The organism is Pseudomonas sp. KCJK9058 (assembly GCF_046230975.1).
Classification (GTDB): Bacteria; Pseudomonadota; Gammaproteobacteria; order Pseudomonadales; family Pseudomonadaceae; genus Aquipseudomonas; species Aquipseudomonas alloputida.
On record NZ_JBJJLR010000005.1, the window covers coordinates 1 to 23242 of the forward strand.

Genomic DNA, 23242 nt, shown 5'->3' on the forward strand with positions numbered 1-23242 from the left:
CGTGCCGCAGCTTGCGGGTTGGCCGCCAGCCAGGCCTGCACTTCGGCCCGGCGCACAGGTTCCAGGCGCTCATCGACGTAAGCGTGCAATTCGTCATCGCTGGGGATCAGGCGCTTCATTTCAGTCTCCGCAAGGCCGGGGGCTGGGGGTTGCCCTCGGTCAGTTCGCGCAAGGCATTGCGCGCGCGCGACAGGCGCGACATCACAGTGCCGATGGGGATGCCCAAGGCCTGGGCGGCCTCCTTGTAACTCAAGCCTTCGATGCTGACCAGCAACAACAAGGCACGCTGCTCCGCCGTCAGCCGGGCAAACGCCTGCAGGTCGGCCTGTGCCAGGACGATGGTTTCGAGGTTGTCACCGACCGGCTCATCGTCGTGCTCGTTACGGCCGAACCAGGACAACCAGCGCGCATGCAATCGCTCGCGGCGCTTACCGTCGAGGAACTGTCGATAAAGGATGGTGAACAGCCAGGCACGCAGGGCATCAGCGTCCCGTTGCTGGTCGCGACGGCTCAGGGCCCGCTCGACCGTGGCCTGCACCAGGTCGTCGGCGCTGCCCGGCTCACGGGTCAGCCACACGGCAAAGCGGCGCAGGCGGGCCAGCAGCTCACGCCACTGGTGGTCGTCCAAATCATGCATGGCTAGGTCCCGGCCTCTGGGGTTGTCAGTGTAAAGGGCAGACGCCTGTGAACACATTCTATTCCCGATGAGGGAATAACTTTTTCTCTGACACGTCGTACTGGCACCTTCACTGAACCGGACGATGACCATGAACACACCCTTGCACGGCTCGGCCAAAGCCTTGCGCCTGGCCGCCATTGGCGGCGTGCTGCTGGCCGCAGGTGCCGGCTTTGCCTATGCCGCTGGCTGGCTCGGCGAACCCCGGCTGACGCCACAGCGCATCATCGACACCTTCGAAGCCCAGGCCGGGCATTACCCCGGCTACCGCAAGAACCACGCCAAGGGCTTGTGCGTGAGCGGCTACTTCCAGGCCAGCGGGCAGGCCGCCAACCTGTCCACGGCGCGCGCCTTCAGCCAGCAACGGGTGCCGGTGGTGGGCCGTTTTGCCATCGGCGGCGCGAACCCGTTCGCCCCGGATACGGGTATACCCGTACGCAGCCTGGCGATTGAGCTAAGCACCGACGATGGCCAGGTCTGGCGGACCGGCATGAACAACCCTCCGGTGCTGGCAGTGAGCACGCCGCAAGGGTTCTACCAGCAAGTACTGGCGAGCGCACCAGACCCGGCAACCGGCAAACCGGACCCTGGCAAGCTGCAGGCGTTCTTCGCCGCTCACCCGGAAAGCGCGGCGTTTCGCCAATGGGCGGCGGGCTACAAACCCAGCGACAGCTTCGCCAACACGCAGTACCACAGTATCAATGCCTTCCACCTGATCGACGCAGCGGGTGCGGCCCACCCGGTGCGTTGGCAGCTCGAGCCACAAACTGCATTTGCGGCATTACCCGCGCAGGTTGATGACAAGCAATTCCTGCAACACGACTTGCAGCAGCGCCTTGCCCAAGGCCCGTTGCGCTGGACGCTGCGCCTGGTACTGGCCGAACCTGGCGATGCCGTGGACGACCCTGCCCGGCCGTGGCCCGCCGAGCGTCGCAGCGTGGACGCTGGCACTCTGGTACTGGAACAGGTAGACGCCCCCGAGCAAGGGGCCTGCCGCGACCTCAACTTCGACCCGCTGATCCTGCCGCGCGGTATAGAGGCATCGGCCGACCCGATCCTCGCCGCCCGCTCGGCCGCCTATTCGGAATCGTTCAACCGCCGTAGCCGCGAATCGCTCAGCACCGGAGCCAAGCCATGAAACCTCAAGCCTTCCACCCTTTCGCCCGCTTGTTGCACTGGCTGATGGCCGTGCTGATTCTGGCCATGCTGTTCATCGGCGTGAGCATGGTCGCCGACCTGTCGCTACGCCACCCGGTGCTGATCAGCCTGCACAAGGCCACCGGGCTGGCCCTGCTGGTGCTGGTGGTACTGCGCATTGCTGTGCGCCTGACCCTACCTCACCCGCCCCTGCCTAACGATCTGCCAAAACTGCAGCGCTGGGCCGCCGGAGCCTCGCATCTGCTGCTTTATGGCCTGATGCTGGCCATGCCGCTGCTGGGCTGGGCCATGCTGTCGGCAGGCGATTACCCGCGCCCGCTCGGCTTGCCCGCCATCGCCCCCCACAACCTGCAGCTATATGCTGTGTTGCGCCAGGCCCATGGCTGGGCCGGCTACCTGCTGTTCGCCACGGTGCTGGTGCATGTAGGGGCCGCTTTGATGCATGCGTGGGTGCGCCGTGACGGTGTGTTGCGTAGCATGTGGCCTGGCCCCTTGCACCGCAGCGAGTGAACGGTAGCAGCACGGGGTTCCACAATCGATAATGATTCCTAATAATATCGGTTTTGTTTGCCACTCTGCCCTGGACTGCCCATGAACGTCGCAAAGGATCCTGCAACCCTTCTGCCTGCCAGCACCCTGAGCCTGCGCCCGCTGTTGCTGGCCAACATGGCCTGCACCATGTCGATGATGGCGTTCGTCGCCCTGATCGGCCCGATAGCCCGCCAGCTTGGCATGGCCACCTGGCAAGCCGGCGCCGCCGTGACCGTGGCCGGCGTGGTCTGGGTGCTGCTGGCCCGGCCCTGGGGCCGCGCGGCAGACCGCTTGGGCCGCCGGCGCATCCTGCTGCTGGGCAGCGCCGGCTTCACCCTGGCCTACTGGCTGCTGTGCCTGTTCGTCGAGGGCGCACTGCGCTGGATGCCGGGGGCGACCTTGGCGTTCATCGGCCTGATGATCGCGCGTGGTTGCATCGGCGCCTTTTATGCCGCCATCCCGGTAGGCTGCAATGCGCTGATCGCCGACCATGTCGAGCCGCAACGCCGTGCGCGGGCCATGGCTTCACTGGGGGCAGCCAACGCCGTCGGTCTGGTGGTCGGGCCGGCGCTGGCCGCACTGCTGGCGCGGCACAGCCTGAGCCTGCCGTTCCATATCATGTCGCTGCTGCCGGCCACTGCCTTCCTCGTGCTGTTTTTCACCCTCAAACCACAGGCGCTGCCGCACAGCCACGCCCCCAGCCCGGTGCGGCTGAACGACCCGCGCCTGCGCAGGCCGCTGCTGGTGGCATTCAGCGCCATGCTCAGCGTGACCGTGTCGCAGATCATCGTCGGTTTCTTTGCCCTTGACCGCTTGCATCTGGGCCCTGCCGAAGCGGCCCAGGCGGCTGGCATCGCCCTGACCACCGTGGGTGTGGCACTGATGCTGGCCCAGGTGATACTGCGCCAACTGGAGTGGCCACCGCTGAAGATGATCCGGGTGGGTGCCACGGTATCGGCACTGGGCTTTGCCTGTGGCTCGCTGGCCACCACGGCCCCCTGGCTGTGGGCTTGCTATTTTGTTGCGGCGGCCGGCATGGGCTTCGTCTTCCCGGCGTTTTCGGCACTGGCGGCCAATGCCATGCAGGCCTCCGAACAAGGCGCCACGGCCGGCTCCATTGGCGCCGCCCAAGGCATGGGCGCGGTGATCGGGCCGCTCGCCGGTACCTTGGTGTATGCCCTTGATCCGCGCTTGCCATTCCTGGCCGTGGCCGTGCTGTTGCTGCTGGTCGGGCTGTGGCCAATGCCGCGTGAGCAGCGGGTTTGAGAAGCACAGCGCGCAAGGGCGCAGAGTGTGTTTTAATGCGCATCGCTCATTATTATTGACACCTCTGATTACAAGGCGGCTATGGACACGGGGACGCGACTCAAACTGGTGCGTGAACGCAACAACCTCTCCCAACGGGAACTGGCCCGTCGCAGCGGGCTGACCAATTCGACGATCTCGCAGATCGAGCAGAATCGCGTCAGCCCTTCGGTCAGCTCCCTGAAAAAACTGCTCGAGGGCATCCCCATGAGCCTGGCGGAGTTTTTCAGCTTCGACGAGCCGGTGCGTGAGGAACGCTACGTATTCCGTGGTGGCGAACAACCCGACCTGGGCCGCAATGGCCTGCGCATGCTGCTGGTCGGCGCCAGCGTCGAAGGCCGCCAAATGCGCATGCTGCGTGAGCTGTACGCACCCGGCGCCGACTCTGGCGAGCCGATCGTGCACGCTGAAGGCGAAGAATGCGGGTTGGTCACCCGTGGCACCGTCGAGCTGTGGGTCGACGGCCAGGTCAGCGTCCTCAATTCGGGCGACGGCTACTACATCCCCACGACCCTGCCGCACAGTTTCAAGAACATCGGCCCGGATGAGGCCGAGATCATCAGCGCCAACACGCCGGCGAATTTCTGATCTTGACGCACAGACCTTCACTGAGCGCCCGGGATGTCTATCAGTGCCTGCGTAATGTGGCCCTTGGTGTGCACCACCTTGAGGTGGCTGCACGCCGCGAGGGTGGCTTGGTCGATGTCGGTATCCAGGGCTGGCAACTGACGTTGGCCTTGGATACTGAAGGCTTGGCGCATTGCGTTCATTGCCAAGCCCCCGGCGGCGAACAGGCCGGGCTCGAGCACTGGCAGCGCTATGGCACCAACCCCACCGACCTGCTCAGCCTGTGGGAGCGCACTCAGCTGGAGAGGCTGCTGGCCCCCTGACGCAGCGCCTCCTCGACAAAGTCCAGGCGGTCCTGGCCGAAGAACATGCCATCACCGACAAAACAGGTGGGCGCGCCAAACACCCCGCGCGCCACAGCGGCCTCGGTCGCCTGCTTTAGCGCAGCTTTTACTTCGCTGTCAGCGGCCAGGGCATGAAAAACCTGCGGGTCGAAGCCTGCCTGCACGAGTGTTTCATTCAGCACAGCGCTGTCGCTCAGGTTGCGGCGCTGTACCCACAGCCCAGTGAACAGCGCAGATAGCAATGCCTCGAACCGATCCGGTGAATGCAACTGGGTACCTGTCACGCCGCGCATCAAAGTCAGGGTATTGACCGGAAAGCCCGGCGGCATCCCGAACGGCACACCGTAGCGTTGGGCAAAGCGTGCCAGGTCGGTGAACATGTAGCGCCCTTTGGCAGGGATCATGGCCGGCGAAGCATTGCCGGTAGCCTGGAAAACCCCGCCAAGCAGCATTGGCCGGTAGCGCAGCGTAGCGCCGTGGCGGGCACACAGGTTCGGCAGTTGGGTCCAGGCCAGGTAGCTGGCCGGGCTGCCCAGGTCAAAAAAGAAATCGACAGACGTGTGCATGGTGACGGTCCTTGCGTGTTAACGGGGGTTTACCAGCGTTCCATCCAGGGGCGCAGGTCCAGCTCGAACGTCCAGGCATCGCGGGGCTGGGCGTGCAGGAACCAGTAACTGTCGGCAATGTGCGCCGGGTCAAGGATGCCATCCTGGTCCTTGAGGGCATAACGCTCGGGGAAGCTGTCACGGATGAAGGCCGTGTCGATGGCTCCGTCCACCACCACGTGGGCGACATGGATGTTGCGTGGCCCCAACTCGCGCGCCATGCTCTGTGCCAGGGCACGCAAGCCATGCTTGGCACCGGCAAAGGCGGCAAAACCGGCTGCGCCGCGGGTACCGGCTGTAGCGCCGGTGAACAGGAGGGTGCCGCGCTCACGCTGAACCATGCGCCGGGCCACCGCCTGCGCGGTGAGGAAACCGGCAAAGCAGGCCATTTCCCAGATCTTGAAGTACTTGCGTGGGGTTTCCTCGAGAATGCTGCACGGCACATTCGCACCGATATTGAAGACAAATGCCTCAATCGGACCTATATCACGCTCGATAGTCTCTACCAGCGCGGTCACCTCCTCTTCCTTGCGCGCATCAGAGCCAAAACCGTAGGCCTGGCCGCCAGCGGCGTGTATTTCCTCCAGTAGCGGCTGCAGTTTGTCGGCCTGGCGCCGGGTTACGCAGGCAATATAGCCCTCACGCGCAAAGCGCTTGGCGATCTCGCCGCCAGTGGCGTCGCCCGCCCCGATCACCAGCACGACTTTTTGTTGTTCTGACATGCCTGCCTCCATGGGTAAATGATCGTTTAGTAAACGAACGCTATGCTATGATCGCGGTCATCGTCAAGCCTGTCTGCCGAGGCATGTGAATGCGCTATTCCAACGAACACAAACAGCAAACCCGCGAACGGTTGCTGGCCAGCAGCGGCGCGCTGGCCAAACGCGGGGGTTTTGCCAGCACCGGCGTGGCCGGGTTGATGAAAGCGATCGGCCTGACCGGCGGAGCCTTCTACAACCACTTCCCGTCCAAGGACGACCTGTTTACCGAGGTGGTACGCCAGGAGCTGAGCAACAGCCCCCTGGCACGCCTGGCTTGCCAAGGCGCCAACCGCGAACGCCTGGGCCGCTGCCTGCAGCAGTACCTGAGCCTGGCCCACCTGCGCAATGCCGAAGGTGGATGCCCGCTGCCGCCGCTGGGTGTGGAAATCGCCCGGGCCGACATGCCGGTGCATGAAGTGGCTGAGCACTGGCTGGTAGAACTGCACCGGGCCTGGAGCACAACCTTGGAGGATGAGCAGCTGGCCTGGGTGCTGATCAGCCAGTGCGTAGGGGCATTGCTGGTCGGGCGCATGCTGGCCAGTGAAAGCGTGCAGGCGCAGGTACTGGGCGCCAGCCGCCAGTTTGTCGAACAGGCCCTGCATGAGACGGACTAGTGCCCTGCTGGGTTTGCTATTGGCCCTCCCTGCGCTTGCCGAACAGGCCTGCCCGCCTGGGCAGTATCAAGTGTGCCTGATGGGCTGCTTCTGCGCCCCGATCGACCCAGGCCAGGCCGGGCAGATCCTCGAGGATGTGGAGGTCTTGGCCTCGTCCAGCCTGACCTACGCCTTGCGCCAGGCCCGCGACGAAGCCACGGCCAGCGGTGTGCAGCCGATTCCGTTGCATATTCGGGCGCAGCTTGAACCTTGGTATGACTTTGCCGTGCTCGACGCAGCGCGCTTCCGGGTGGGGGATGAGCAACAGATGAGCGCAGCCAATGCGCTATTGCAGAACCCCGATGTGAACGCCGTTACACTGATCGACACGATCATCTTCCGCCGGGCCGCCGATGCCGAGGACAACGTGGCCTTGTGGGCGCACGAACTCAAGCATGTGCAGCAGTATCAGGAGCTGGGCGTGGAGGCGTTTGCCCGACGCTATACGCGTAACTACGACGACTTGGAGGCGCCGGCCTACAAGATCGAGGCCGAAGTCGACAAGGCGCTGCGCGAGCGTCGTTCAGGCCTGGCCCGCTGATCGCAGGCATAGCGTTCCACATCGACAGTGCAGGTCTTGCCCAGCGCAACATTCAGCCGTTCGCGCGAACCGTGGTAGGAGCGGGTTTACCCGCGAATACGGTAGCGGCAGCAACGGTGAACGGCGGGTGATAATTGGCCAGCAGGCCCGGCCCTTTCGCGGGTGAACCCGCTCCTACACGACGGCCTGCACCCCATCACCAATGTGTGTCCACCCCCGATCAGGTGTAGGAGCGGGTTTACCCGCGAATACGGTGGCGGCGGCAACGGTGAACGGCGGGTGGGAATTGGCCAGCAGGCCCGGCCCTTTCGCGGGTAAACCCGCTCCTACACGACGGCCTGCACCCCATCACCAATGTGTGTCCACCCCCGATCAGGTGTAGGAGCGGGTTTACCCGCGAATACGGTAGCGGCGGCAACGGTGAACGACGAGTGGAGATTGGCCAGCAGGCCCGGCCTCTTCGCGGCCATCAACCATTTAATACGACCAAGCTTTTCAGCGCTGAGCACCGCAGAAAAGCTTGACCGCCAACAGTGTATCTAATGGGAACGTAAAGGCGCTCACGACACCGCCGAAGCCTCCACCTCCTGCTCGCGGCTGGCATAACGCTGTGCCAGCACAGCACACACCATCAGCTGTATCTGGTGGAAAAGCATCAGCGGCAGAATCATCGCGCCAATGCCGCTGCCCACGAACAACACCTGGGCCATGGGCACACCCGTAGCCAGGCTTTTCTTGGAGCCGGCAAACAGGATGGTGATGCGATCCTCGAGGTCGAAGCCCAGCGCCTTGCCAAGCAAGCGGGTGCCAAACAGCACCACTGCCAGCAGAATTGCGCACACTACGAACAACCCCGCCAGGTGCTGCGCCGATACGGTGTGCCACAGCCCGGTAACCACGGCCTCACTGAAGGCGGTGTACACCACCAGCAGGATCGAACCCTGGTCCACCACCTTGAGCCAGCGCGCATTGTGCTTGACCCAGGCACCGATCCAGCGTCGCGCGACCTGCCCGGCAACGAACGGCACCAGCAGCTGCAACGTGATCTTCAACACCGCATCCAGGCCGGAACCTGTATCACCACTGGCACCCAGCAGCAACATCACCAGCAACGGGGTGAGGAAGATACCCAGCAGGCTGGAGGCCGCCGCGCTGCAGATGGCGGCCGGCACGTTACCGCGGGCCAGCGAGGTAAAGGCAATGGCCGACTGCACGGTTGCAGGCAAGGCACACAGGTACAGAATGCCCAGGTAAAGCTCGTTACCCACCAGCGGTACGAACAGAGGTTTGAACGCCAGGCCCAGCAGTGGGAACAATACGAAAGTACAGGAGAACACCAGTAGGTGCAGGCGCCAGTGGCCGGCACCGGCAATGATGGCTTCACGCGACAGTTTGGCGCCATGCAGGAAGAACAACAGGCCGATGGCCAGGTTGGTCAGCCAGCCGAAAAACACCGCGCCATCACCCGCGCAAGGCAGCACGGTGGCGATGAGTACTACACCGAGCAAGGCCAAGGTGAAATTGTCAAATAACATGCGCAAATACTTCATCACTGTATCCATCTTGTCATGGTGGCTGGGCAGACGATAAGGTCTTTGGCTCTCCGTCGCTAACGCCGGAACCCCGAGCGGTATCGCTCAACGGACACGTTCCACAAAAAGGACTCTCCATGCTCCGCCCACGTCTGGCTGCACTTGCAGCCGCCATTACCCTTGCCTTGGGCCATGCCAGCGCCCAGGCCGACGACCAGTTACAGGCCAAGGTCGACCAGATCATCCGCCCGCTCATGCAGGAACAAGGCATCACCGGCATGGCTGTGGCCATCTATGCACGCGACCACGCGCATTACTTCAGTTACGGTGTGGCCAGCAAGGCCAACAACGTACCGGTCAGCCGCGATACGCTGTTCGAAATCGGTTCGCTGAGCAAGACCTACACTGCCACCCTGGCCGCGCTTGCCAGCGCCGAGGGCAAGCTTGACCTCGAGGCCCCGGCCAAGCGCTATCACCCGGCACTGGCCGGCGTCCCCATCGGCGACGCGACGGTGCTGGACCTGGGCGCCTATAGTGCCGACTGCCTGCCACTGCAGTTCCCCGACACCGTGCAAACACCGCAGCAGGTAGTCGATTTCTTCCGCCACTGGCAACCTCGCGCCAAACCTGGCACCCAGCGCTGCTACTCCAACCCCAGCCTGGGGTTGTTCGGTGACCTGGCTGCCCGTGCGCAGCATCAACCGTTTTCCACGCTGATGAGTGAGGGCCTGCTGACGAAGATGGGCCTGAAAAATACTTACCTTCGGGTTCCGGCCAGCGCCCAGGGGCTTTATGCCCAAGGGTATGACGCCGACGACAAGCCGGTGCGTGTAGGGCCCGGCCCTTACGCCGATGAGGCCTACGGCATCAAAACCAGCGCCAGCGACCTGCTGCGCTATGTGCGGTTGCACATGCAGCCGCAGGGCCTGCCACCGGCCCTGGTGAAAGCCACCGCCATTACCCAGCAGGGCTATTTCCAGGTTGGCGCCATGACGCAAGGCCTGGGCTGGGAACGCTACCCCTACCCGGTCACGCTGAGCACACTGATCGATGGCAACAGCCCACGGCTGATCCGCGAACCGCAGGCCACCACTCGCTTGCAGCCGGCCCTGCCCGCGCTACCGGCAGCCTGGTACAACAAGACCGGCGCCACCAACGGCTTCGGCGCGTACGCCGCGTTCGTGCCGGCAGAACAGCTGGCAGTCGTGCTGCTGGCCAATCGGAATTACCCCAACCAGGCGCGGGTGCAAGCCGCCTTCGACATCCTTTCCGGCTTATAACGCTCGCGTTGATTGTCGGACAAAACGACAGAATGTAGTGAGCAAAAATATTCACTACAAAATGGTTGACGCCGTTCATCGCGCTTGGGCATGATGAAGCCGTCTCCCCGATCGGGAGCGGTGGCAAGGGTGTTCCAGACGGCCTGCGCGGTAACGCAGGCCGTCCGTGGAGAGGGAAACTGTCCAAAAGGCAGCGTGAGAAAGCCCCTGTTGCGATGCTGCTGTAGCAGCCTTTGTAGTGCGCTACACCGTGATAGCGCCAACTGTGAAAATCACCTATGAATGGGTAATGGGGGCTTTATGATGAACTTGAACAACAATCCGACTATCGACCAATTGGCCCAGCTGTTCGCCGTGCGCAAGGACAGCCTTGACGACCATTTGCTGTGGGTTAGCCAAACCGGTGAAGTGCGCCTCGACCGCCTGCCACCGAACACCGTCGAAGATGAATTTGAAGAGCACCTGCCCAGCATGCGTGCCCGCTTCAAGGTCTACCGCCGTGGCCAAGGCTACGTCGGCAAGAAAGCCGCCGCCGACACCGAATTCGTTGGCCGCGTGCTGCAGACTCTGCAACAAGAATGGCCCGCTGCCCGTGAGCAGCAGGCAGTCAAGGTGATCGAACCGCTGAATTGAGGGTTCGCACCCTTACCAGAGCCCGGCCCGCATAGGCCGGGCTTTTTCATGCCTGGCGCCGCTGCAGACGGGTTTCCGGCAAAGGCAAGGCGCCTGTTGCCATCGCCCGGGCGCGGTCGACACCCCACACCAGCGCACGGGTCATGGTCTCGCCCGGCAGCGCAGGGTAATACTCTTCCAGCAACGCCCGCCCATCCCCGGCGTACAACCCCAGAAACAGCTGCGTCGCCCCCAGGCGCGACAAGCGCACCTGCACGTCCAGTGTGGTGCCGTCGCTGAGTGCTTCGTCGTGGCAGCGGCTGTGCAACTGTGCGTCGGCCCACTGCCAATAGGTTTCTTCCCTGACTCGCATGAGCATTCAATCCTCCGTTGCTGGAATGCCGCGTCAGAAAACCACAGGCCGGGCCATCCGGCGAGCGCTACCGGGCAATACCATGAGGCGGATCAACGAATGGCAATAAAAACCCCGCCGTTGGGCGGGGCGTGTGCAGGCACGGGATCACTTCTTGAGCGGTACCCGTGGCATGAAGCGGCCTTTTTTGCTGCGCTGCAAATGTGCAGGCTGGAGCTGTTCTGAATCATCCAGCGTCATGTGGGCGAACCCCAGGCGAAATGCCGCCTGGCCGCAACGCACCTGGCTGTTGATCGGGAACGCGTCGTTCAGGTCTTCGAAAAAGGATTCGCTCATGCCCAGTCTCCCTCCAGTGGCGGTCGCGTCGGCAACCAGACAAGTTGCCCAAGAAACGCGGCCTGTGAAAGTGAGACTAGCTGGTCATTTGCGGACCGACCGGACAAGAACCTTGCAGCCGACCAATGGCAAAAGGCTTTACTTCAGGCGTACTGCCGTGCCGGTGGCAAATACCACAACCATGCCGCCCTGTACCGACGGCATGCTGATCTCAAAATCCACCCCCACTACCGCATCGGCTTGCAACTGTCGTGCCCGGGCCTTGAGTTCTTCAGTGGCCTGCTCCCGGGCCTCGCGCAGCGCGCTTTCCAGGGTTTGTGAGCGGCCACCGAAAAAGTCGCGAAACCGTGTAAAGAAATCGCGCACGAAGTTGATGCCCTGCACCGATTCGGAACTGACCACGCCCAGGTATTCGGCAATCGGGCGGCCTTCGAGCTGGCTGGTGGTGGAAATGATCATGAATGCGCTCCGTTGGCCTGGCAAAAAGAGGCCGATTCTAACAGAGCGCAGGTCGGCGGATTTAAGCGCTTTAAGCGTTGGCAGCCCGCAAACGCTGACCGATGCGCGCACCGAATACATTCACCAGCAGGCCGGCCATCACCAACAATGCGCCCCAGCCCTGCGTAGCGGTCAGGCGCTCTCCCAGCAGCAACGCCGACGAACTCAGGCCAATCACCGGTACCAGCAGCGAGAACGGCGCCACTTTGCCTGCCGGGTGACGCGACAGCAACTTGCTCCACAGGCTGTAGCCGAGCATGGTGGCCACAAAGGCCAAATACGCCAGGGCCAGCACCGAACTCCAACTGATATTGGCCAAGGCATGGCCAATGCGCTCGGGGCCTTCCAGCCACCAGGACAGTGCCAGGAATGGCAGTGGCGGGATCAGCCCACCCCAGATCACCAACGCGACCAGGTCGACCGAGCCGAACCGCCGGGTAATGATGTTGCCCAGGCCCCACATTGCACCGCCACACAGGGTCAGCACCAACGCCAGCATGGGCACATGGCCGCCATCTTCGCTGCCGATCAGTGCCAAGCCGCCGGCCGCCACCAGCAGCCCCAGCACGCTGGCCAGGCGCAGCCGCTCACCGAGAAACAACGCTGCAAAACCGAGGGTGAAGAAGGCTTGCGACTGCAGGATCAACGAAGCCAACCCTGGCGGCATGCCGCTGTACATGGCCTGAAACAGGAACGCGAACTGGCCCAGTGAAATGGTCGCACCGTAAGCGATCAGCCAGCGCCACGGCAGTTTGGGCCGCCTGACCAGCAAGATCGCCGGAAACGCCACCAGCAAGAAACGCAATGCCCCCAACAACATCGGTGGCAGCCCGTCGAGGCCAACCTTGATGACCACAAAGTTGACGCCCCAGGCGACAATCACCACCAGGGCGATAAGCAGGTCCTTGAGTGGCATTGCGACTTCCTTCTGCAGGCTTTTTAGACATATTTCGTTACAGCATAACGGTATTCCTTGAGAAGGGACCAGCACAGTTGAAACCAATGGTTGCACTACAGTGACTGTTCCGTCTGCCCGCTGTCGTTTGGACGACTAACTGCCAAATCAGCAAGCACAGGTTCAATCCTGATAACCAGGCGCCACCTTTTCCAACATTCGCAACAACGCCGCCCACGCCAATTGCAGCGCATCCGGGTCGGTCAGTTCCCCCTGCTTCAACCCTCTCTCCGGCGCGTTGAACTGCCGTTCGGTACGCACGCACACTTCGGTCGACGGCAATATCAGTTGCCCAGCACTTTGCGCCGCCAACTGGATCTCGCAAGCCTTCTCCAGGTAGTACATGCGCAAGAAGGCTTCAGCCACACTGCGCCCCGTGGTCAACAGGCCATGGTTGCGCAGCATCATCACCGGCTTGTTGCCCAGGTCGGCCACCAGCCGTTGCTGTTCATCCATGTCCAGCGCGACGCCCTCGTAGGCGTGGTAAGCCACATTGCCGTAAAACTCCATGGACATCTGGTTGACCGGCAGCAGGCCACATTCCAGTGCGGCCACCGCGCAACCTGCGCGGGTGTGGGTGTGCAGCACGCACTGGGCATCCTCGCGGGCAGCGTGAATGGCACTGTGAATGACGAACCCGGCCGGGTTGACCGGGTGACGGGCAGCCCCCACCGGCCGCCCCTGCAGGTCGATCTTCACCAGGCTGGACGCTGTGATCTCCTCGAAGAGCAGGCCATACGGGTTGATCAGGAAATGGTGCTCCGGCCCAGGCAGGCGCAAGGAGATATGCGTGAAGATGAGATCGCTCATGCGAAAGTGCGCGATCAGCCGGTAGCAGGCAGCCAGCTCCCGACGCAGGCTTAGTTCCGTTGAAGTCATCTTGTTGCCCCTTTACTGAACGCTATTTGCTGGCCCAGGCGTTGAAGCGTTGCTCCAGTTCTTCGCCATGATCGACCCAGAATTCCACGTTCATGGCCAGCGCCCCTTGAAGGTTCTGTGGCGAAGTGGGTACCCAGTTGGCCAGCGCCGGGTCAAGCCTGGCCGCGGCTTGGGTATTGGTTGGCCCATAGGGGATCTGCTGTACATACCGCACCTGGGTATCCGGCTGATTGGCATAGGCAATCAGCCGCTTGGCCTGGTCGACATGCCGCGAGCCTTTGATAATCGCCCAATAGTCCATACCGTACAGGCTGCCAGGCCATACCACGGCCAACGGGCTGCCCTGCTGCGCCGCCACCGCAATTCGTCCGCTGTAGGTGGAGGTCATCACCACGTCACCGGCTGCCAGCCATTGCGCGGGTTGAGCGCCGGCGTCCCACCACTGGATATGGGGTTTGAGTTCGCTGAGTTTGGCGAAGGCCCGCTCGACACCTGCCGGCGTGGACAATACCCGGTATACGTCCTCGACCTTGACCCCGTCAGCCAACAGCGCGAATTCCAGGTTGTACACCGCACGCTTGCGCAGGCCGCGCTTGCCAGGGTACTTGTCGACGTCCCAGAAGTCGGCCCACGACGCCGGCGCCTGGGCCAGCTTGCTGCGGTCGTAGGCAATAGCCACGCTCCAGACCAGCGCGGCCGACCCACAATCCTGTGCGGCTGCCGGGATCAGTTCGGCGGCATGGCCCAGGCGCTGCCAGTCCAGGTGCTCGTAGATCCCCTCGTCGCAGCCGCGCATCAAGTCAGGGCCTTCGATCTGCACCACATCCCAATCGACGTTGCCGGTGTCAGCCATGACCTGGATCCGCGCCATTTCGCCGTTGTATTCACTCTGGATCAGCTGGCTGCCGTCCTGGGCAATGAAGGGCTTGAAAATCGCCTCATCCTGGGCCTTCTGGCCCGCGCCGCCATAACCGACCACAACCATCTGCTGCGCAGCTTGCGCAGTGCCCAGGCCAAGGGCCAGCAAGGCTGCACAAAGGCCGGTCACACGTGGATATAGCTGCATCGTAGTTTCCTCCTGGCGGTGCCCGACGGGCCCGTTTTCTTGTTGTTTTGAGGTCACACCCTCGCCATGCGAGTGAGGAAAACCTAGACAGACACCAGTAAAAAAACAAGTTGATTTTTTACTATCGCTACACTTTGATAGAAAAATAACAACACCGTACCGGAGCCGCCTGTATGCAGACCGCCTTCCCACACTTGTTCGAGCCCTTGCAGATCCGCGGCAAACGTTTGAAAAACCGCATCATGTCCACCGGGCACGACACCTGCCTGCCCAGCGACAACCTGGTCAACGACAAACTGATCGCCTACCAGCGCGACCGCGCTGCCGGCGGCGTTGGCCTGATCGTGCTGCAGGTCGCCGGGGTGCACGACAGTGCCCGCTACACCTCGCATGTGCTAATGGCCACGGACGATGCCTGCATCGACGGCTACCGCCAGCTTGCCGAGGCCTGCCACGCGCACGGCACCGTGGTGCTGTCGCAACTGTTTCACCCCGGGCGGGAGATCATGGAATCGGCAGACGGCCTGTTGGCGGTAGCCTACTCGGCCTCTGCGGTGCCCAATGAGCGCTTCCGGGTGATGCCACGGGCGCTGGACCAGGCAATGATCGACGAAATCGTCCAGGGCTATGCCGGCGCCGCACGCCGCCTGCACCAGGCCGGCCTGGATGGCGTCGAGGTGGTGGCCAGCCATGGCTACCTGCCCGCGCAGTTTCTCAACCCCCGGGTGAACCTACGCAGTGATGGCTACAACGGTGACCTGGATCAGCGCCTGAGGTTCTTGCGCGAAGTGCTGGCCGCGGTGCGCGCTGCCACCGATGAGCAGTTCATCATTGGCCTGCGCATCAGCGCTGACGAGCGCGACAGCCAGGGCCTGAGCGAAGACGAGTCACTGGCTGCTGCCGTGGCCTTGCAGGGCCAACTCGACTACCTGCATATCGTCGCCGGTACCTCGGCCTCGCTGGGTGGCGCGGTCCATATCGTGCCACCAATGGCCATCGAACCGGCGTACCTGGCCCGCGAGGCTGGCACCTTCAAGCAACAGCTGGCTATCCCCCTGTTCGTCACCGGGCGCATCAACCAGCCCCAGGAAGCCGAGCTGATTCTGGCCCGCGGCCAGGCTGATGTGTGCGGCATGACCCGGGCGCTGATCTGCGATCCGTCGATGCCAGGCAAGACCGAACGCGGCCAGGTCGAAGACGTGCGCGCCTGCATCGCCTGCAACCAGGCATGCATCGGCCATTTCCATCGTGGCTTGCCCATTTCCTGCATCCAGCGCCCCGAAACCGGGCGTGAGTTGCAGTACGGGCACCTCACGCCCACTTCCTCGCCCAAGCGCATAATGGTCGCCGGCGGCGGGCCTGCCGGCATGAAGGCCGCCGCCGTGGCCGCCGCGCGCGGGCACCAGGTCACGCTGTACGAGGCGGGCCCGCAGCTCGGTGGGCAGGTGCTGCTGGCCCAGCTACTGCCACGGCGTAGCGAGTTCGGGGGTGCCAGCACCAACCTTCAACGGGAAATGGCCCTGGCAGGTGTAGAAGTGGTGCGCAACACCCGGGTCGACCGCGCGCTGGTCGAACGTGAGCGCCCTGATCTGGTCATTGCCGCTACCGGCGCCACCCCCTACTGGCCGGCGTTCGAGCGTACCGGCGAGCTTCAGGTAGTGGACGCCTGGCAAGTGCTGCGCAATGAGGTGAAACCGGGGCGTTCGGTGCTGGTGATCGACTGGCGCTGTGACTGGATCGGCCCCGGTATCGCCGAACGCTTGGTGCGCGAAGGCCATCAGGTCCAGTTGGCGGTCAACGGCACTCATTGCGGCGAGAGCCTGCCGCTTTATGTACGTGACCAACTGGCCGGCGAGCTGCATCGCCTGGGTATCCCTGTCACCCCATACGCACGCCTGTATGGCAGCGACGACAACACGGTGTATCTGCAGCACACCGCCAGCGGCGATCCGATGATCTTCGAAGGCATCGACACCCTGGTGCTGTGCATGGGGCATCTACCGCAAGACCACCTGGCCACTGAACTGGCAGGTGTGGTGGACGTACGGCGGATTGGCGACTGCCTGGCGCCGCGCACGGCCGAAGAAGCGATTCACGATGGCCTGACGGTTGCCTGGGCACTCTGAGGCTGTACATACTGCGGCTTTTGCGATGGACCGACGCGCATGAGCCAACCCTCCCAGCCCACCGCCAGCGAACCCGGGGGCGCCGCGCCGCAGTTCCTCGGCACCCGCATCCGCGGCCTGCGCAAGCGCCGCGGCATGACCTTGGCGGAGCTGGCCGCACACAGTGAACTGACCGCAGGCTACATCAGCCAGCTGGAGCGCAACCTCTCCTACCCGTCGATCCCGGCGCTGTTCAATATCGCCCGCAGCCTGGGCGTGACCATCCAGTGGTTCTTCGCAAGCGAAGCCACCACCGCGCCCGAAGACCAAGGCTATGTGGTGCGGCGCAACAGCCGCCTGAGCGTGCATTACGAAGATGGCATCGTCGATCAACTGCTCACCCCCCAGCCCAACCGCCAGCTGGAGATGCTGCACTCACGTTTCCCGCCAGGTACCTACAGCCAGCAAAGCTACAGCCACGACGGCGAAGAAGCCGGTTACCTGCTCAGCGGCACGTTTGAGCTGTGGGTGGGCGAGCGGCATTTCCAGCTGAGTGAAGGCGACAGCTTCAGCTTCTCGAGCCAGGAACCCCATCGCTACGGCAACCCCGGTGAAGTGGATGCCGTGGTGATCTGGGTGATCACACCGCCAACATTCTGAAGCACTCCGGCAAGCACTGGTAACACCGTTGACCGGCAATACGGTCTACCTTGTCCACCGAACTTCAAAGGAGCACAACCATGAAGCAGATCCTGATCATTGGTGCGGGCTTTGCCGGCCTGTGGAGCGCACTCAGCGCCATCCGCCAGCTTGACCTCAACGGCAGCAAGGGCGTCGAGGTCACCTTGCTCGCGCCGCAGGCTGAACTGCATGTGCGTCCGCGCTTCTACGAGCCAGACGTGCATACCCTGGCCGCACCCCTGCAGGCGCTGTTCGACGCTGTCAATGTCCGTTTCGTGCAGGGCACGGCATACCACATCGATGAAGCGGCCCGCCGCGTGGGCTATCGCACCCGCAGCGGCACTCGCTGCACCCTGCCCTATGACCGTCTGATCATGGCCTGCGGCAGTGAGCTTGAGCGCCCTGACATGGACGGCATCGAGCATGCCTTCGACGTCGACAAGTTCGACAGCGCCGCACGCCTGGAAACCCACCTGAAGTCACTGGCCAGCCTGCCGAACACGCCGGCACGCAATACTGTGGTAGTAGCCGGGGGCGGTTTTACCGGCATCGAGACGGCCACCGAACTGCCGGCCCGCTTGCGCGCGATACTGGGTGAAGACGCCGCGTTGCGCGTAGTGGTAATCGACCGCGGCGCCAGGATTGGCGCAGCCCTGGGTGACGGCATCCGCCCAGCCATCGAGCAGGCATGCGAGGCCCTGGGCGTGGAGTGGGTTTGCGGTGCCACGGTGGTTTCGGTAGACCCTGCCGGTGTACAGCTGGACAACGGCCAGCGTATCGACGCCAGCACGGTGGTCTGGACGGTTGGCTTCAAGGCCAACCCGCTCACCGAACAGATCAGCGGCGAGCGCGACAACCGCGGCCGCTTGCATGTCGATGGCAACCTGAAGGTCAAGGGCAATGATGCCGTGTATGCCGCGGGAGACGTGGCTTATGCCACCTGTGACGCGCTTGGCAACCGTGCAATGATGTCGTGCCAGCATGCGATTGCGCTGGGGCGCCACGCAGGCAACAATGCCGCGGCCGAGCTGATTGGCGTGGCACCGATGGCTTACAGCCAGCCCAAGTACGTGACCTGCCTGGACTTGGGGGCTTGGGGTGCGGTGTATACCGAAGGATGGGACCGTGAGGTTTCGCCACCGGAGGACAAGGCCGAAGCCAAGGCGCTGAAGCGCCAGATCAATTCAGTGTGGATTTATCCGCCAGCGGCTGACCGTGCAGCAGCCTTGGCAGCCGCTGATCCGCTTATTCCGGTAGCCTGAACGCTTCTACGGGTTGGGGTGGCCTTGTCCCTCGACAGGGCCACGCTTGCAACCAACCGCTCCCTTGATCAAGCGGCCGCAAACAGCTCGTTGGCAATCTGCGCCTGTGCAGCATCGATCGCCTGGCTGCGCTGCTCCGGGCCATAGGCCAGGCCGTGGGCCCGGACAATTTCCAGGTCGGTAATACCGATGAAGCCCAGGAACACTTTAAGGAAGTCTTCATGCCCGGCGCCAGTCGGCTGGCCAACGTGCAGGCCACCCGCAGTGGAAACCAGCACCACTTTCTTGTTGCCGCACAGGCCTTGCGGGCCGGCTTCGGTGTAGCTGAAGGTCTTGCCGGCGACGGCCACACGGTCAATCCAGGCTTTTAGCTGGGTCGGCACGGTGAAGTTGTACATTGGCGCGCCAATCACCACGGCATCGGCAGCCAGAAACTCTTCGAGCGTCTCGGCGCTCAGCTTGGCTTCGAAAGCCTGGGCCGCGTCGCGTACGTCTTCAGGGGTGCCTGCAGCGACCAGGGTGGCGGCGGAGAAGTGGGCAATGGCATCGGCAGCCAGGTCGCGGTAAACCACCTCAACGCTTGGGTCTGCAGCCTTCCAGGCTTCGACCACTTCGCGGCTCAGCTGACGCGAGGCGGAATTGTCGCCCAGGATGCTCGAATCGATGTGCAACAGTTTCATGGGACTCTCCTGTGAGTGAAGACCGCGTCTGTGGGCGATCACGATGGGGAGAATCCTATCGAAGTGATCAATAGCTGATAAGTAAGCAAAAATGCGTTAGTTTGTCCCACAGATGGAACAGTGAGACATGCCCATGCAAGACCTCAACGACCTCTTCTACTTCGCGCGCGTCGTCGAAGCCGGCGGATTCGCCGCCGCCGGGCGCCAGCTGGGTATCCCCAAGTCGCGCCTGTCGCGGCGTATCGCCGAGCTCGAAGAGCGCCTGGGCACACGCCTGTTGCAGCGCACCACACGGCAACTCAAGCTCACCGCAGTAGGTGAACGTTACTTGCATCATTGTCAGGCCATGCTGCTGGAGGCCGAAGCCGCCGACGAAACCGTGGCCAGCATGAGCAGTGAACCGCGCGGGCGTTTGCGGGTTTCCTGCCCGGTGGCACTGGCACACGCCTTCCTGCCGGATGTGATCAGCCGCTTTCTCGAGCAGTACCCGCTGGTGCAACTGGACATGGTATTGCTCAACCGCCGGGTCGACCTGATTTCCGAAGGCATTGACGTAGCGTTGCGCGTACGCGACCTGGGCGACGAAGACCCGGCCCTGGTCACCCGCCGCCTGCGCCAGGCACAAATGCAACTGGTGGCTGCACCCGGTTTTGCCGACCACATTCGCGAACCGGGCGAGCTGGCATCATTGCCCGTGCTGGGCGCAGCCGAAGCGGACCGGCTGGTACACTTCCGCCTGTTCGGCCCCCATGGCAAGCAGCAGGAAATAGCGCTGGAGCCACGCTTGGCGATCGATGATTTCGTAGTACGTAACGCTGCTGTACGTGCCGGGCTGGGGTTCACTGCGCTGCCCAGCATGTTCTGTGAAGAGGAACTGGAACGCGGCGAACTGGTGCGCCTGCTGCCAGACTGGTCGCTGCCGGGTGGCTACCTGCAGGCGGTTTACCCACACCGGCGCGGCCTGCTGCCTGCGGTCCGGGTGTGGATCGATCACCTGGCGGCGTCATTCGAGGCTTGTGGAGAGCGGTATGTCTGAACGGAAGATGAGCGAGGCCCAGGTGGCGGCATTTTGTCTGAGCCTGCCGGGGGCGCGGGAAGACTACAAATGGGGCGGCATCCGAGTGTTTTCGGTGGCAGAAAACAAGATGTTCGCGGTGCTAGACCTGGCGGGTGCCGGGTTGTCGTTCAAGGTAGCCGACGAGCTGTTTCTGGGTTATTGCGATCGCCCTGGGATACGGCCGGCGCCGTACCTGGCGCGGGCGCGATGGGTCAGCATGGCGCCGCCCTACCCCATGGGGCGTGATGAACTGTGTGATGTGTTGCAGCGGTCGCACCAGCTGGTCGTGCGTCGGTTGCCCAAGCGGTTGCAGGTGGGGTTGGTCATGTGATCGACCTGTACCGGCCCTTTCGCGGCATTACCCGCAAAGAGGCCGGCACAACTGCACATCAACCAAGGGGCAGATAACGCCCGTCAAGAAACAGCCAGTCTGCCCAGAACACCTGGTGCAGCAGCACAATCCCCCAGCACACCAACTGGAACGACACCTTGCGGGTCTTGTGCCGAAACAGCTGCTGCGCCAACAGCGCCCCCGGCCAACCACCGAGCAGTTCACTGGCATGCAGCACTTTCTCGGGTGTACGCCAGGCCTGGTTACGTGCCTGCCGCTTGTCCTGCCAATACAGCAACAGGCTGATCAGGCTCATGGCCGGGTACAACGCCAACGGCCACCAGGCCTGATCGTTCCAGGCCATGCGCGCCGCCCCCAGGCCGGGCAACAGGCAAAGCACGCCCAACAGCAGCAGCTTCAGGCGCACATTGCGCACGCCTTCAGCCCGTTGCCCACGCAGCGCCTCAGCCATGTGCCGTGGACCAGTCGACCCAACCGAACTGCCAGGTCGCCAGAATGAACAGGCCGAACACAATGCGATACCAGGCAAATGCCGCGTAGCTATGGTTGGCAATGAACTTGAGCAACGCCCGTACGGCAATCATGGCGAAGATGAACGAGGTCACGAAGCCGAGCGCGAACACCGGCAGATCGCCGGGCTGGAACAAGTCACGGTATTTATAGCCCGAATATACCGCCGCACCGACCATGGTCGGCATTGCCAGGAAGAACGAGAACTCGGTCGCTGCCTTGCGCGACAGGCCGAACAGCAGGCCACCGATAATGGTCGAACCGGAGCGCGACGTGCCCGGGATCATCGCCAGGCACTGGATGAAGCCTATTTTCAGCGCATGGCTCCAGCGCATGTCGTCCACATGGTCCACCTCCACGCGGTGCTCACGGCGCTCGGCCCAGAGCATGATGACGCCCCCCACCACCAAAGCCGCCGCCACGGTGACGGGGTTGAACAGGTATTCGTGAATAAGGTCGGCGAACAGCACACCCAGGACCACCGCCGGCATGAACGCCAGCAGCAGGTTGCCCGTGAAGCGGCGCGCCTTGGGCTGGTGGGTCAGGCCGAAGACCACTTCGAAAATCTTGCTGCGAAACTCCCACACCACCGCCAGGATCGCCGCCAGCTGAATGATGATGTTAAAAGCCATGGCCCGTTCGCCGCCAAAACCGATCAGGTCGGCGACGATAATCTGGTGACCGGTACTGGAGATCGGTAGAAACTCCGTCAGCCCTTCGACCACGCCTAAGATGATTGCCTGGAAGGCAGTCCAAAAATCCATCATTCCCCCGGATGGAGCGCTGCTTGTCGCAGGCCCCTTGTTCTTGATTTGCTTGAAATTGCCTTACACGGCCCGGCTGTTTTACAGCGACTGTTGGGCGCAACGCCAGCGGAAAAGTTCATGCCTGTTAAAGGTTTCATCTTGCGCGGCCGAAATCCTGACAGAGCCCCCTGGCAATCGCTTTACCTGACCCGTTGCAGACTATCATCAACATAGCACTTAGCCATTAGTCGGGTGTGGGCTCGCTGCAAAGCATGCTTCGATGCACCTCAATAAAAAGAACAATGCGGGAGCTGATGGATGAACACTCTGAGATCGATGTCAATCAGTCAGCGCCTGTGGCTGATCCTTGTGGTGGCAGTGGCCATGCTGGTGATACTGGGCCTGCTGATGCTGCGGCAGATCCATGGCGACCTGTACCAGGCCAAGGCAGAGAAAACCCGCCATGTGGTGCAAACCGCCGCGGGTGTGCTGGCCTATTACCAAGGCCTGGAAGCTGCCGGCACGCTCAGCCGCGAAACCGCCCAGCAACAGGCGCTGCAGGTAGTGCGCGCGCTGCGCTACGACCATGACGACTATTTCTGGATCAACGACCTGGGGCCGAAGATGATCATGCATCCGGCCAACCCCAAGCTCGACGGCCAGGACCTTTCCGCCATCCGCGACCCCGATGGTTTCGCCGTGTTCAACGAAATGGTCGCCCTTGCCCGCCAGCAGGACGCCGGCCCGGTCAACTATCGCTGGCCCAAGCCCGGCGCCAGTGAGCCGGTAGCCAAGACCTCGTATATTCAGTTGTTCAAGCCGTGGGGCTGGATCATCGGTTCGGGCGTGTACGTCGATGACGTGCAGGCCGAATTCGCTCGCCAGTTGCGCGACGCTTCGCTGGTTGGCGTGGGCATTGCCCTGCTGATGGCGCTGGTGGTCATGCTGATCGCCCGCAGCATCGCCCGCCCGCTGCAGGAAGCGGTGCAGGCGATGGGCAACATCGCCAGCGGCGAAAGCGACCTGACCCGGCGCCTGGACACCCATGGCAGCGACGAGATCACCCACCTGGGCGAGCACTTCAACCGTTTCAACGGCAAACTGCAAGGTGTCGTCGGCCAGCTGCAAGGCGCGGCCCACGCATTGGCCCAGTCCGCCGGGCACGTCGGTGACAATG

27 protein-coding genes and 2 pseudogenes are annotated in these 23242 nt (G+C 63.0%); 15 read left to right on the top strand and 14 right to left on the bottom strand.

Going from position 1 to position 23242, the window contains the following annotated elements:
* Together ACK59Z_RS04790 and ACK59Z_RS04795 are read right to left on the bottom strand one after the other, a co-directional pair.
* A pseudogene (locus ACK59Z_RS04790) lies at positions 1–119 on the bottom strand (anti-sigma factor); the annotation flags it as partial.
* Positions 116–637 (bottom strand): sigma-70 family RNA polymerase sigma factor, encoded by a 522-nt coding sequence (locus tag ACK59Z_RS04795; RefSeq protein ID WP_004577197.1) that lies wholly within the window; start codon positions 635–637, stop codon positions 116–118. The gene ACK59Z_RS04795 and the pseudogene ACK59Z_RS04790, both read right to left, overlap by 4 nt.
* Before the next feature lie 124 nt (positions 638–761).
* Between ACK59Z_RS04795 and ACK59Z_RS04800 the strand changes: the two genes are divergently transcribed.
* The 5 genes from ACK59Z_RS04800 to ACK59Z_RS04820 all read left to right on the top strand — a co-directional run bounded on the left by ACK59Z_RS04800 (position 762) and on the right by ACK59Z_RS04820 (position 4560).
* Positions 762–1814, top strand: coding sequence for a catalase family peroxidase (locus ACK59Z_RS04800; protein WP_004577196.1), 1053 nt, complete (start codon positions 762–764; stop codon positions 1812–1814).
* The gene (locus ACK59Z_RS04805; protein WP_064491068.1) at positions 1811–2344 is read left to right on the top strand and encodes a cytochrome b; all 534 of its coding nucleotides are present in this window, start codon (positions 1811–1813) and stop codon (positions 2342–2344) included. The genes ACK59Z_RS04800 and ACK59Z_RS04805 overlap by 4 nt, the downstream gene beginning before the upstream one ends.
* 81 nt (positions 2345–2425) lie before the next feature.
* Entirely contained in the window at positions 2426–3631 is a 1206-nt protein-coding gene (locus ACK59Z_RS04810; RefSeq protein ID WP_108191883.1) for an MFS transporter, read from the top strand.
* A gap of 81 nt (positions 3632–3712) precedes the next feature.
* Positions 3713–4258, top strand: a complete 546-nt coding sequence (locus ACK59Z_RS04815) for a cupin domain-containing protein (RefSeq protein ID WP_003248033.1) — start codon at positions 3713–3715, stop codon at positions 4256–4258.
* 2 nt (positions 4259–4260) lie between these two features.
* Positions 4261–4560, top strand: coding sequence for a hypothetical protein (locus ACK59Z_RS04820; RefSeq protein WP_012052548.1), 300 nt, complete (start codon positions 4261–4263; stop codon positions 4558–4560).
* Here the strand turns inward: ACK59Z_RS04820 and ACK59Z_RS04825 are convergent.
* Positions 4533–5147 carry a 2-hydroxychromene-2-carboxylate isomerase gene (locus ACK59Z_RS04825; RefSeq protein ID WP_409292495.1) on the bottom strand — a complete coding sequence of 205 codons (615 nt, stop codon included), beginning with the start codon at positions 5145–5147 and terminating at the stop codon, positions 4533–4535. The two genes, ACK59Z_RS04820 and ACK59Z_RS04825, sit on opposite strands and share 28 nt — an antisense overlap.
* Before the next feature lie 29 nt (positions 5148–5176).
* Positions 5177–5908 carry an SDR family oxidoreductase gene (locus tag ACK59Z_RS04830; RefSeq protein ID WP_014859932.1) on the bottom strand — a complete coding sequence of 244 codons (732 nt, stop codon included), beginning with the start codon at positions 5906–5908 and terminating at the stop codon, positions 5177–5179.
* 89 nt (positions 5909–5997) lie between these two features.
* Between ACK59Z_RS04830 and ACK59Z_RS04835 the strand changes: the two genes are divergently transcribed.
* A complete protein-coding gene (locus ACK59Z_RS04835) occupies positions 5998–6561 on the top strand; it encodes a TetR/AcrR family transcriptional regulator (protein ID WP_108191884.1) in 564 nt (187 codons plus the stop codon).
* A complete protein-coding gene (locus ACK59Z_RS04840; RefSeq protein ID WP_108191885.1) occupies positions 6548–7141 on the top strand; it encodes a DUF4157 domain-containing protein in 594 nt (197 codons plus the stop codon). Before ACK59Z_RS04835 ends, ACK59Z_RS04840 begins: the two co-directional genes overlap by 14 nt.
* A gap of 560 nt (positions 7142–7701) precedes the next feature.
* Here ACK59Z_RS04840 and ACK59Z_RS04845 read toward each other — a convergent pair.
* Entirely contained in the window at positions 7702–8703 is a 1002-nt protein-coding gene (locus ACK59Z_RS04845; RefSeq protein WP_108191886.1) for a bile acid:sodium symporter family protein, read from the bottom strand.
* 107 nt (positions 8704–8810) lie between these two features.
* On the opposite strand from ACK59Z_RS04845, the gene ampC reads away from it, so the two are divergent.
* Together ampC and ACK59Z_RS04855 are read left to right on the top strand one after the other, a co-directional pair.
* Positions 8811–9953 (top strand): class C beta-lactamase, encoded by a 1143-nt coding sequence (ampC, locus tag ACK59Z_RS04850; protein WP_409292498.1) that lies wholly within the window; start codon positions 8811–8813, stop codon positions 9951–9953.
* A gap of 300 nt (positions 9954–10253) precedes the next feature.
* On the top strand, positions 10254–10586 hold the full coding sequence (locus tag ACK59Z_RS04855) for a hypothetical protein (RefSeq protein WP_003253895.1): 333 nt from the start codon (positions 10254–10256) through the stop codon (positions 10584–10586).
* Positions 10587–10632: 46 nt separating this feature from the next.
* Here the strand turns inward: ACK59Z_RS04855 and ACK59Z_RS04860 are convergent, their stop codons facing one another.
* The 6 genes from ACK59Z_RS04860 to ACK59Z_RS04885 all read right to left on the bottom strand — a co-directional run bounded on the left by ACK59Z_RS04860 (position 10633) and on the right by ACK59Z_RS04885 (position 14672).
* On the bottom strand, positions 10633–10944 hold the full coding sequence (locus ACK59Z_RS04860; protein ID WP_010953779.1) for a hypothetical protein: 312 nt from the start codon (positions 10942–10944) through the stop codon (positions 10633–10635).
* Between the two features lie 141 nt (positions 10945–11085).
* Positions 11086–11274 carry a hypothetical protein gene (locus ACK59Z_RS04865; RefSeq protein WP_003253897.1) on the bottom strand — a complete coding sequence of 63 codons (189 nt, stop codon included), beginning with the start codon at positions 11272–11274 and terminating at the stop codon, positions 11086–11088.
* A 138-nt stretch (positions 11275–11412) separates the two neighbouring features.
* Positions 11413–11733, bottom strand: coding sequence for a YbjQ family protein (locus tag ACK59Z_RS04870; protein WP_003253898.1), 321 nt, complete (start codon positions 11731–11733; stop codon positions 11413–11415).
* A gap of 70 nt (positions 11734–11803) precedes the next feature.
* The gene (locus ACK59Z_RS04875) at positions 11804–12688 is read right to left on the bottom strand and encodes an EamA family transporter (protein WP_003253899.1); all 885 of its coding nucleotides are present in this window, start codon (positions 12686–12688) and stop codon (positions 11804–11806) included.
* A 162-nt stretch (positions 12689–12850) separates the two neighbouring features.
* Positions 12851–13606 (bottom strand): class II aldolase/adducin family protein, encoded by a 756-nt coding sequence (locus tag ACK59Z_RS04880; RefSeq protein ID WP_108191888.1) that lies wholly within the window; start codon positions 13604–13606, stop codon positions 12851–12853.
* A 22-nt stretch (positions 13607–13628) separates the two neighbouring features.
* Positions 13629–14672 carry an ABC transporter substrate-binding protein gene (locus ACK59Z_RS04885; protein ID WP_017147666.1) on the bottom strand — a complete coding sequence of 348 codons (1044 nt, stop codon included), beginning with the start codon at positions 14670–14672 and terminating at the stop codon, positions 13629–13631.
* Positions 14673–14845: 173 nt separating this feature from the next.
* Between ACK59Z_RS04885 and ACK59Z_RS04890 the strand changes: the two genes are divergently transcribed.
* The 3 genes from ACK59Z_RS04890 to ACK59Z_RS04900 all read left to right on the top strand — a co-directional run bounded on the left by ACK59Z_RS04890 (position 14846) and on the right by ACK59Z_RS04900 (position 18720).
* Complete coding sequence (locus ACK59Z_RS04890; protein ID WP_108191889.1) at positions 14846–16798, top strand: FAD-dependent oxidoreductase; 1953 nt, start codon at positions 14846–14848, stop codon at positions 16796–16798.
* A 39-nt stretch (positions 16799–16837) separates the two neighbouring features.
* On the top strand, positions 16838–17437 hold the full coding sequence (locus ACK59Z_RS04895) for a helix-turn-helix domain-containing protein (RefSeq protein WP_104961855.1): 600 nt from the start codon (positions 16838–16840) through the stop codon (positions 17435–17437).
* Between the two features lie 80 nt (positions 17438–17517).
* A complete protein-coding gene (locus ACK59Z_RS04900; protein ID WP_108191890.1) occupies positions 17518–18720 on the top strand; it encodes an NAD(P)/FAD-dependent oxidoreductase in 1203 nt (400 codons plus the stop codon).
* A 68-nt stretch (positions 18721–18788) separates the two neighbouring features.
* Here ACK59Z_RS04900 and ACK59Z_RS04905 read toward each other — a convergent pair whose 3' ends face one another.
* Complete coding sequence (locus tag ACK59Z_RS04905; RefSeq protein WP_108191891.1) at positions 18789–19400, bottom strand: FMN-dependent NADH-azoreductase; 612 nt, start codon at positions 19398–19400, stop codon at positions 18789–18791.
* 133 nt (positions 19401–19533) lie between these two features.
* Between ACK59Z_RS04905 and ACK59Z_RS04910 the strand changes: the two genes are divergently transcribed.
* Entirely contained in the window at positions 19534–20436 is a 903-nt protein-coding gene (locus ACK59Z_RS04910) for a LysR substrate-binding domain-containing protein (protein ID WP_003253907.1), read from the top strand.
* Positions 20429–20788 (top strand): MmcQ/YjbR family DNA-binding protein, encoded by a 360-nt coding sequence (locus ACK59Z_RS04915; RefSeq protein ID WP_012052560.1) that lies wholly within the window; start codon positions 20429–20431, stop codon positions 20786–20788. The genes ACK59Z_RS04910 and ACK59Z_RS04915 overlap by 8 nt, the downstream gene beginning before the upstream one ends.
* A 58-nt stretch (positions 20789–20846) precedes the next feature.
* Here ACK59Z_RS04915 and ACK59Z_RS04920 read toward each other — a convergent pair whose 3' ends face one another.
* Positions 20847–21260 (bottom strand): DUF1294 domain-containing protein, encoded by a 414-nt coding sequence (locus ACK59Z_RS04920; protein ID WP_108191892.1) that lies wholly within the window; start codon positions 21258–21260, stop codon positions 20847–20849.
* The gene (locus ACK59Z_RS04925; RefSeq protein WP_003253910.1) at positions 21253–22083 is read right to left on the bottom strand and encodes an undecaprenyl-diphosphate phosphatase; all 831 of its coding nucleotides are present in this window, start codon (positions 22081–22083) and stop codon (positions 21253–21255) included. The genes ACK59Z_RS04920 and ACK59Z_RS04925 overlap by 8 nt, the downstream gene beginning before the upstream one ends.
* Positions 22084–22473: 390 nt before the next feature.
* Between ACK59Z_RS04925 and mcpP the strand changes: the two are divergent.
* Positions 22474–23145, top strand: a pseudogene (mcpP, locus tag ACK59Z_RS04930) (methyl-accepting chemotaxis protein McpP); the annotation flags it as partial.
* Positions 23146–23242 lie beyond the last annotated feature (97 nt).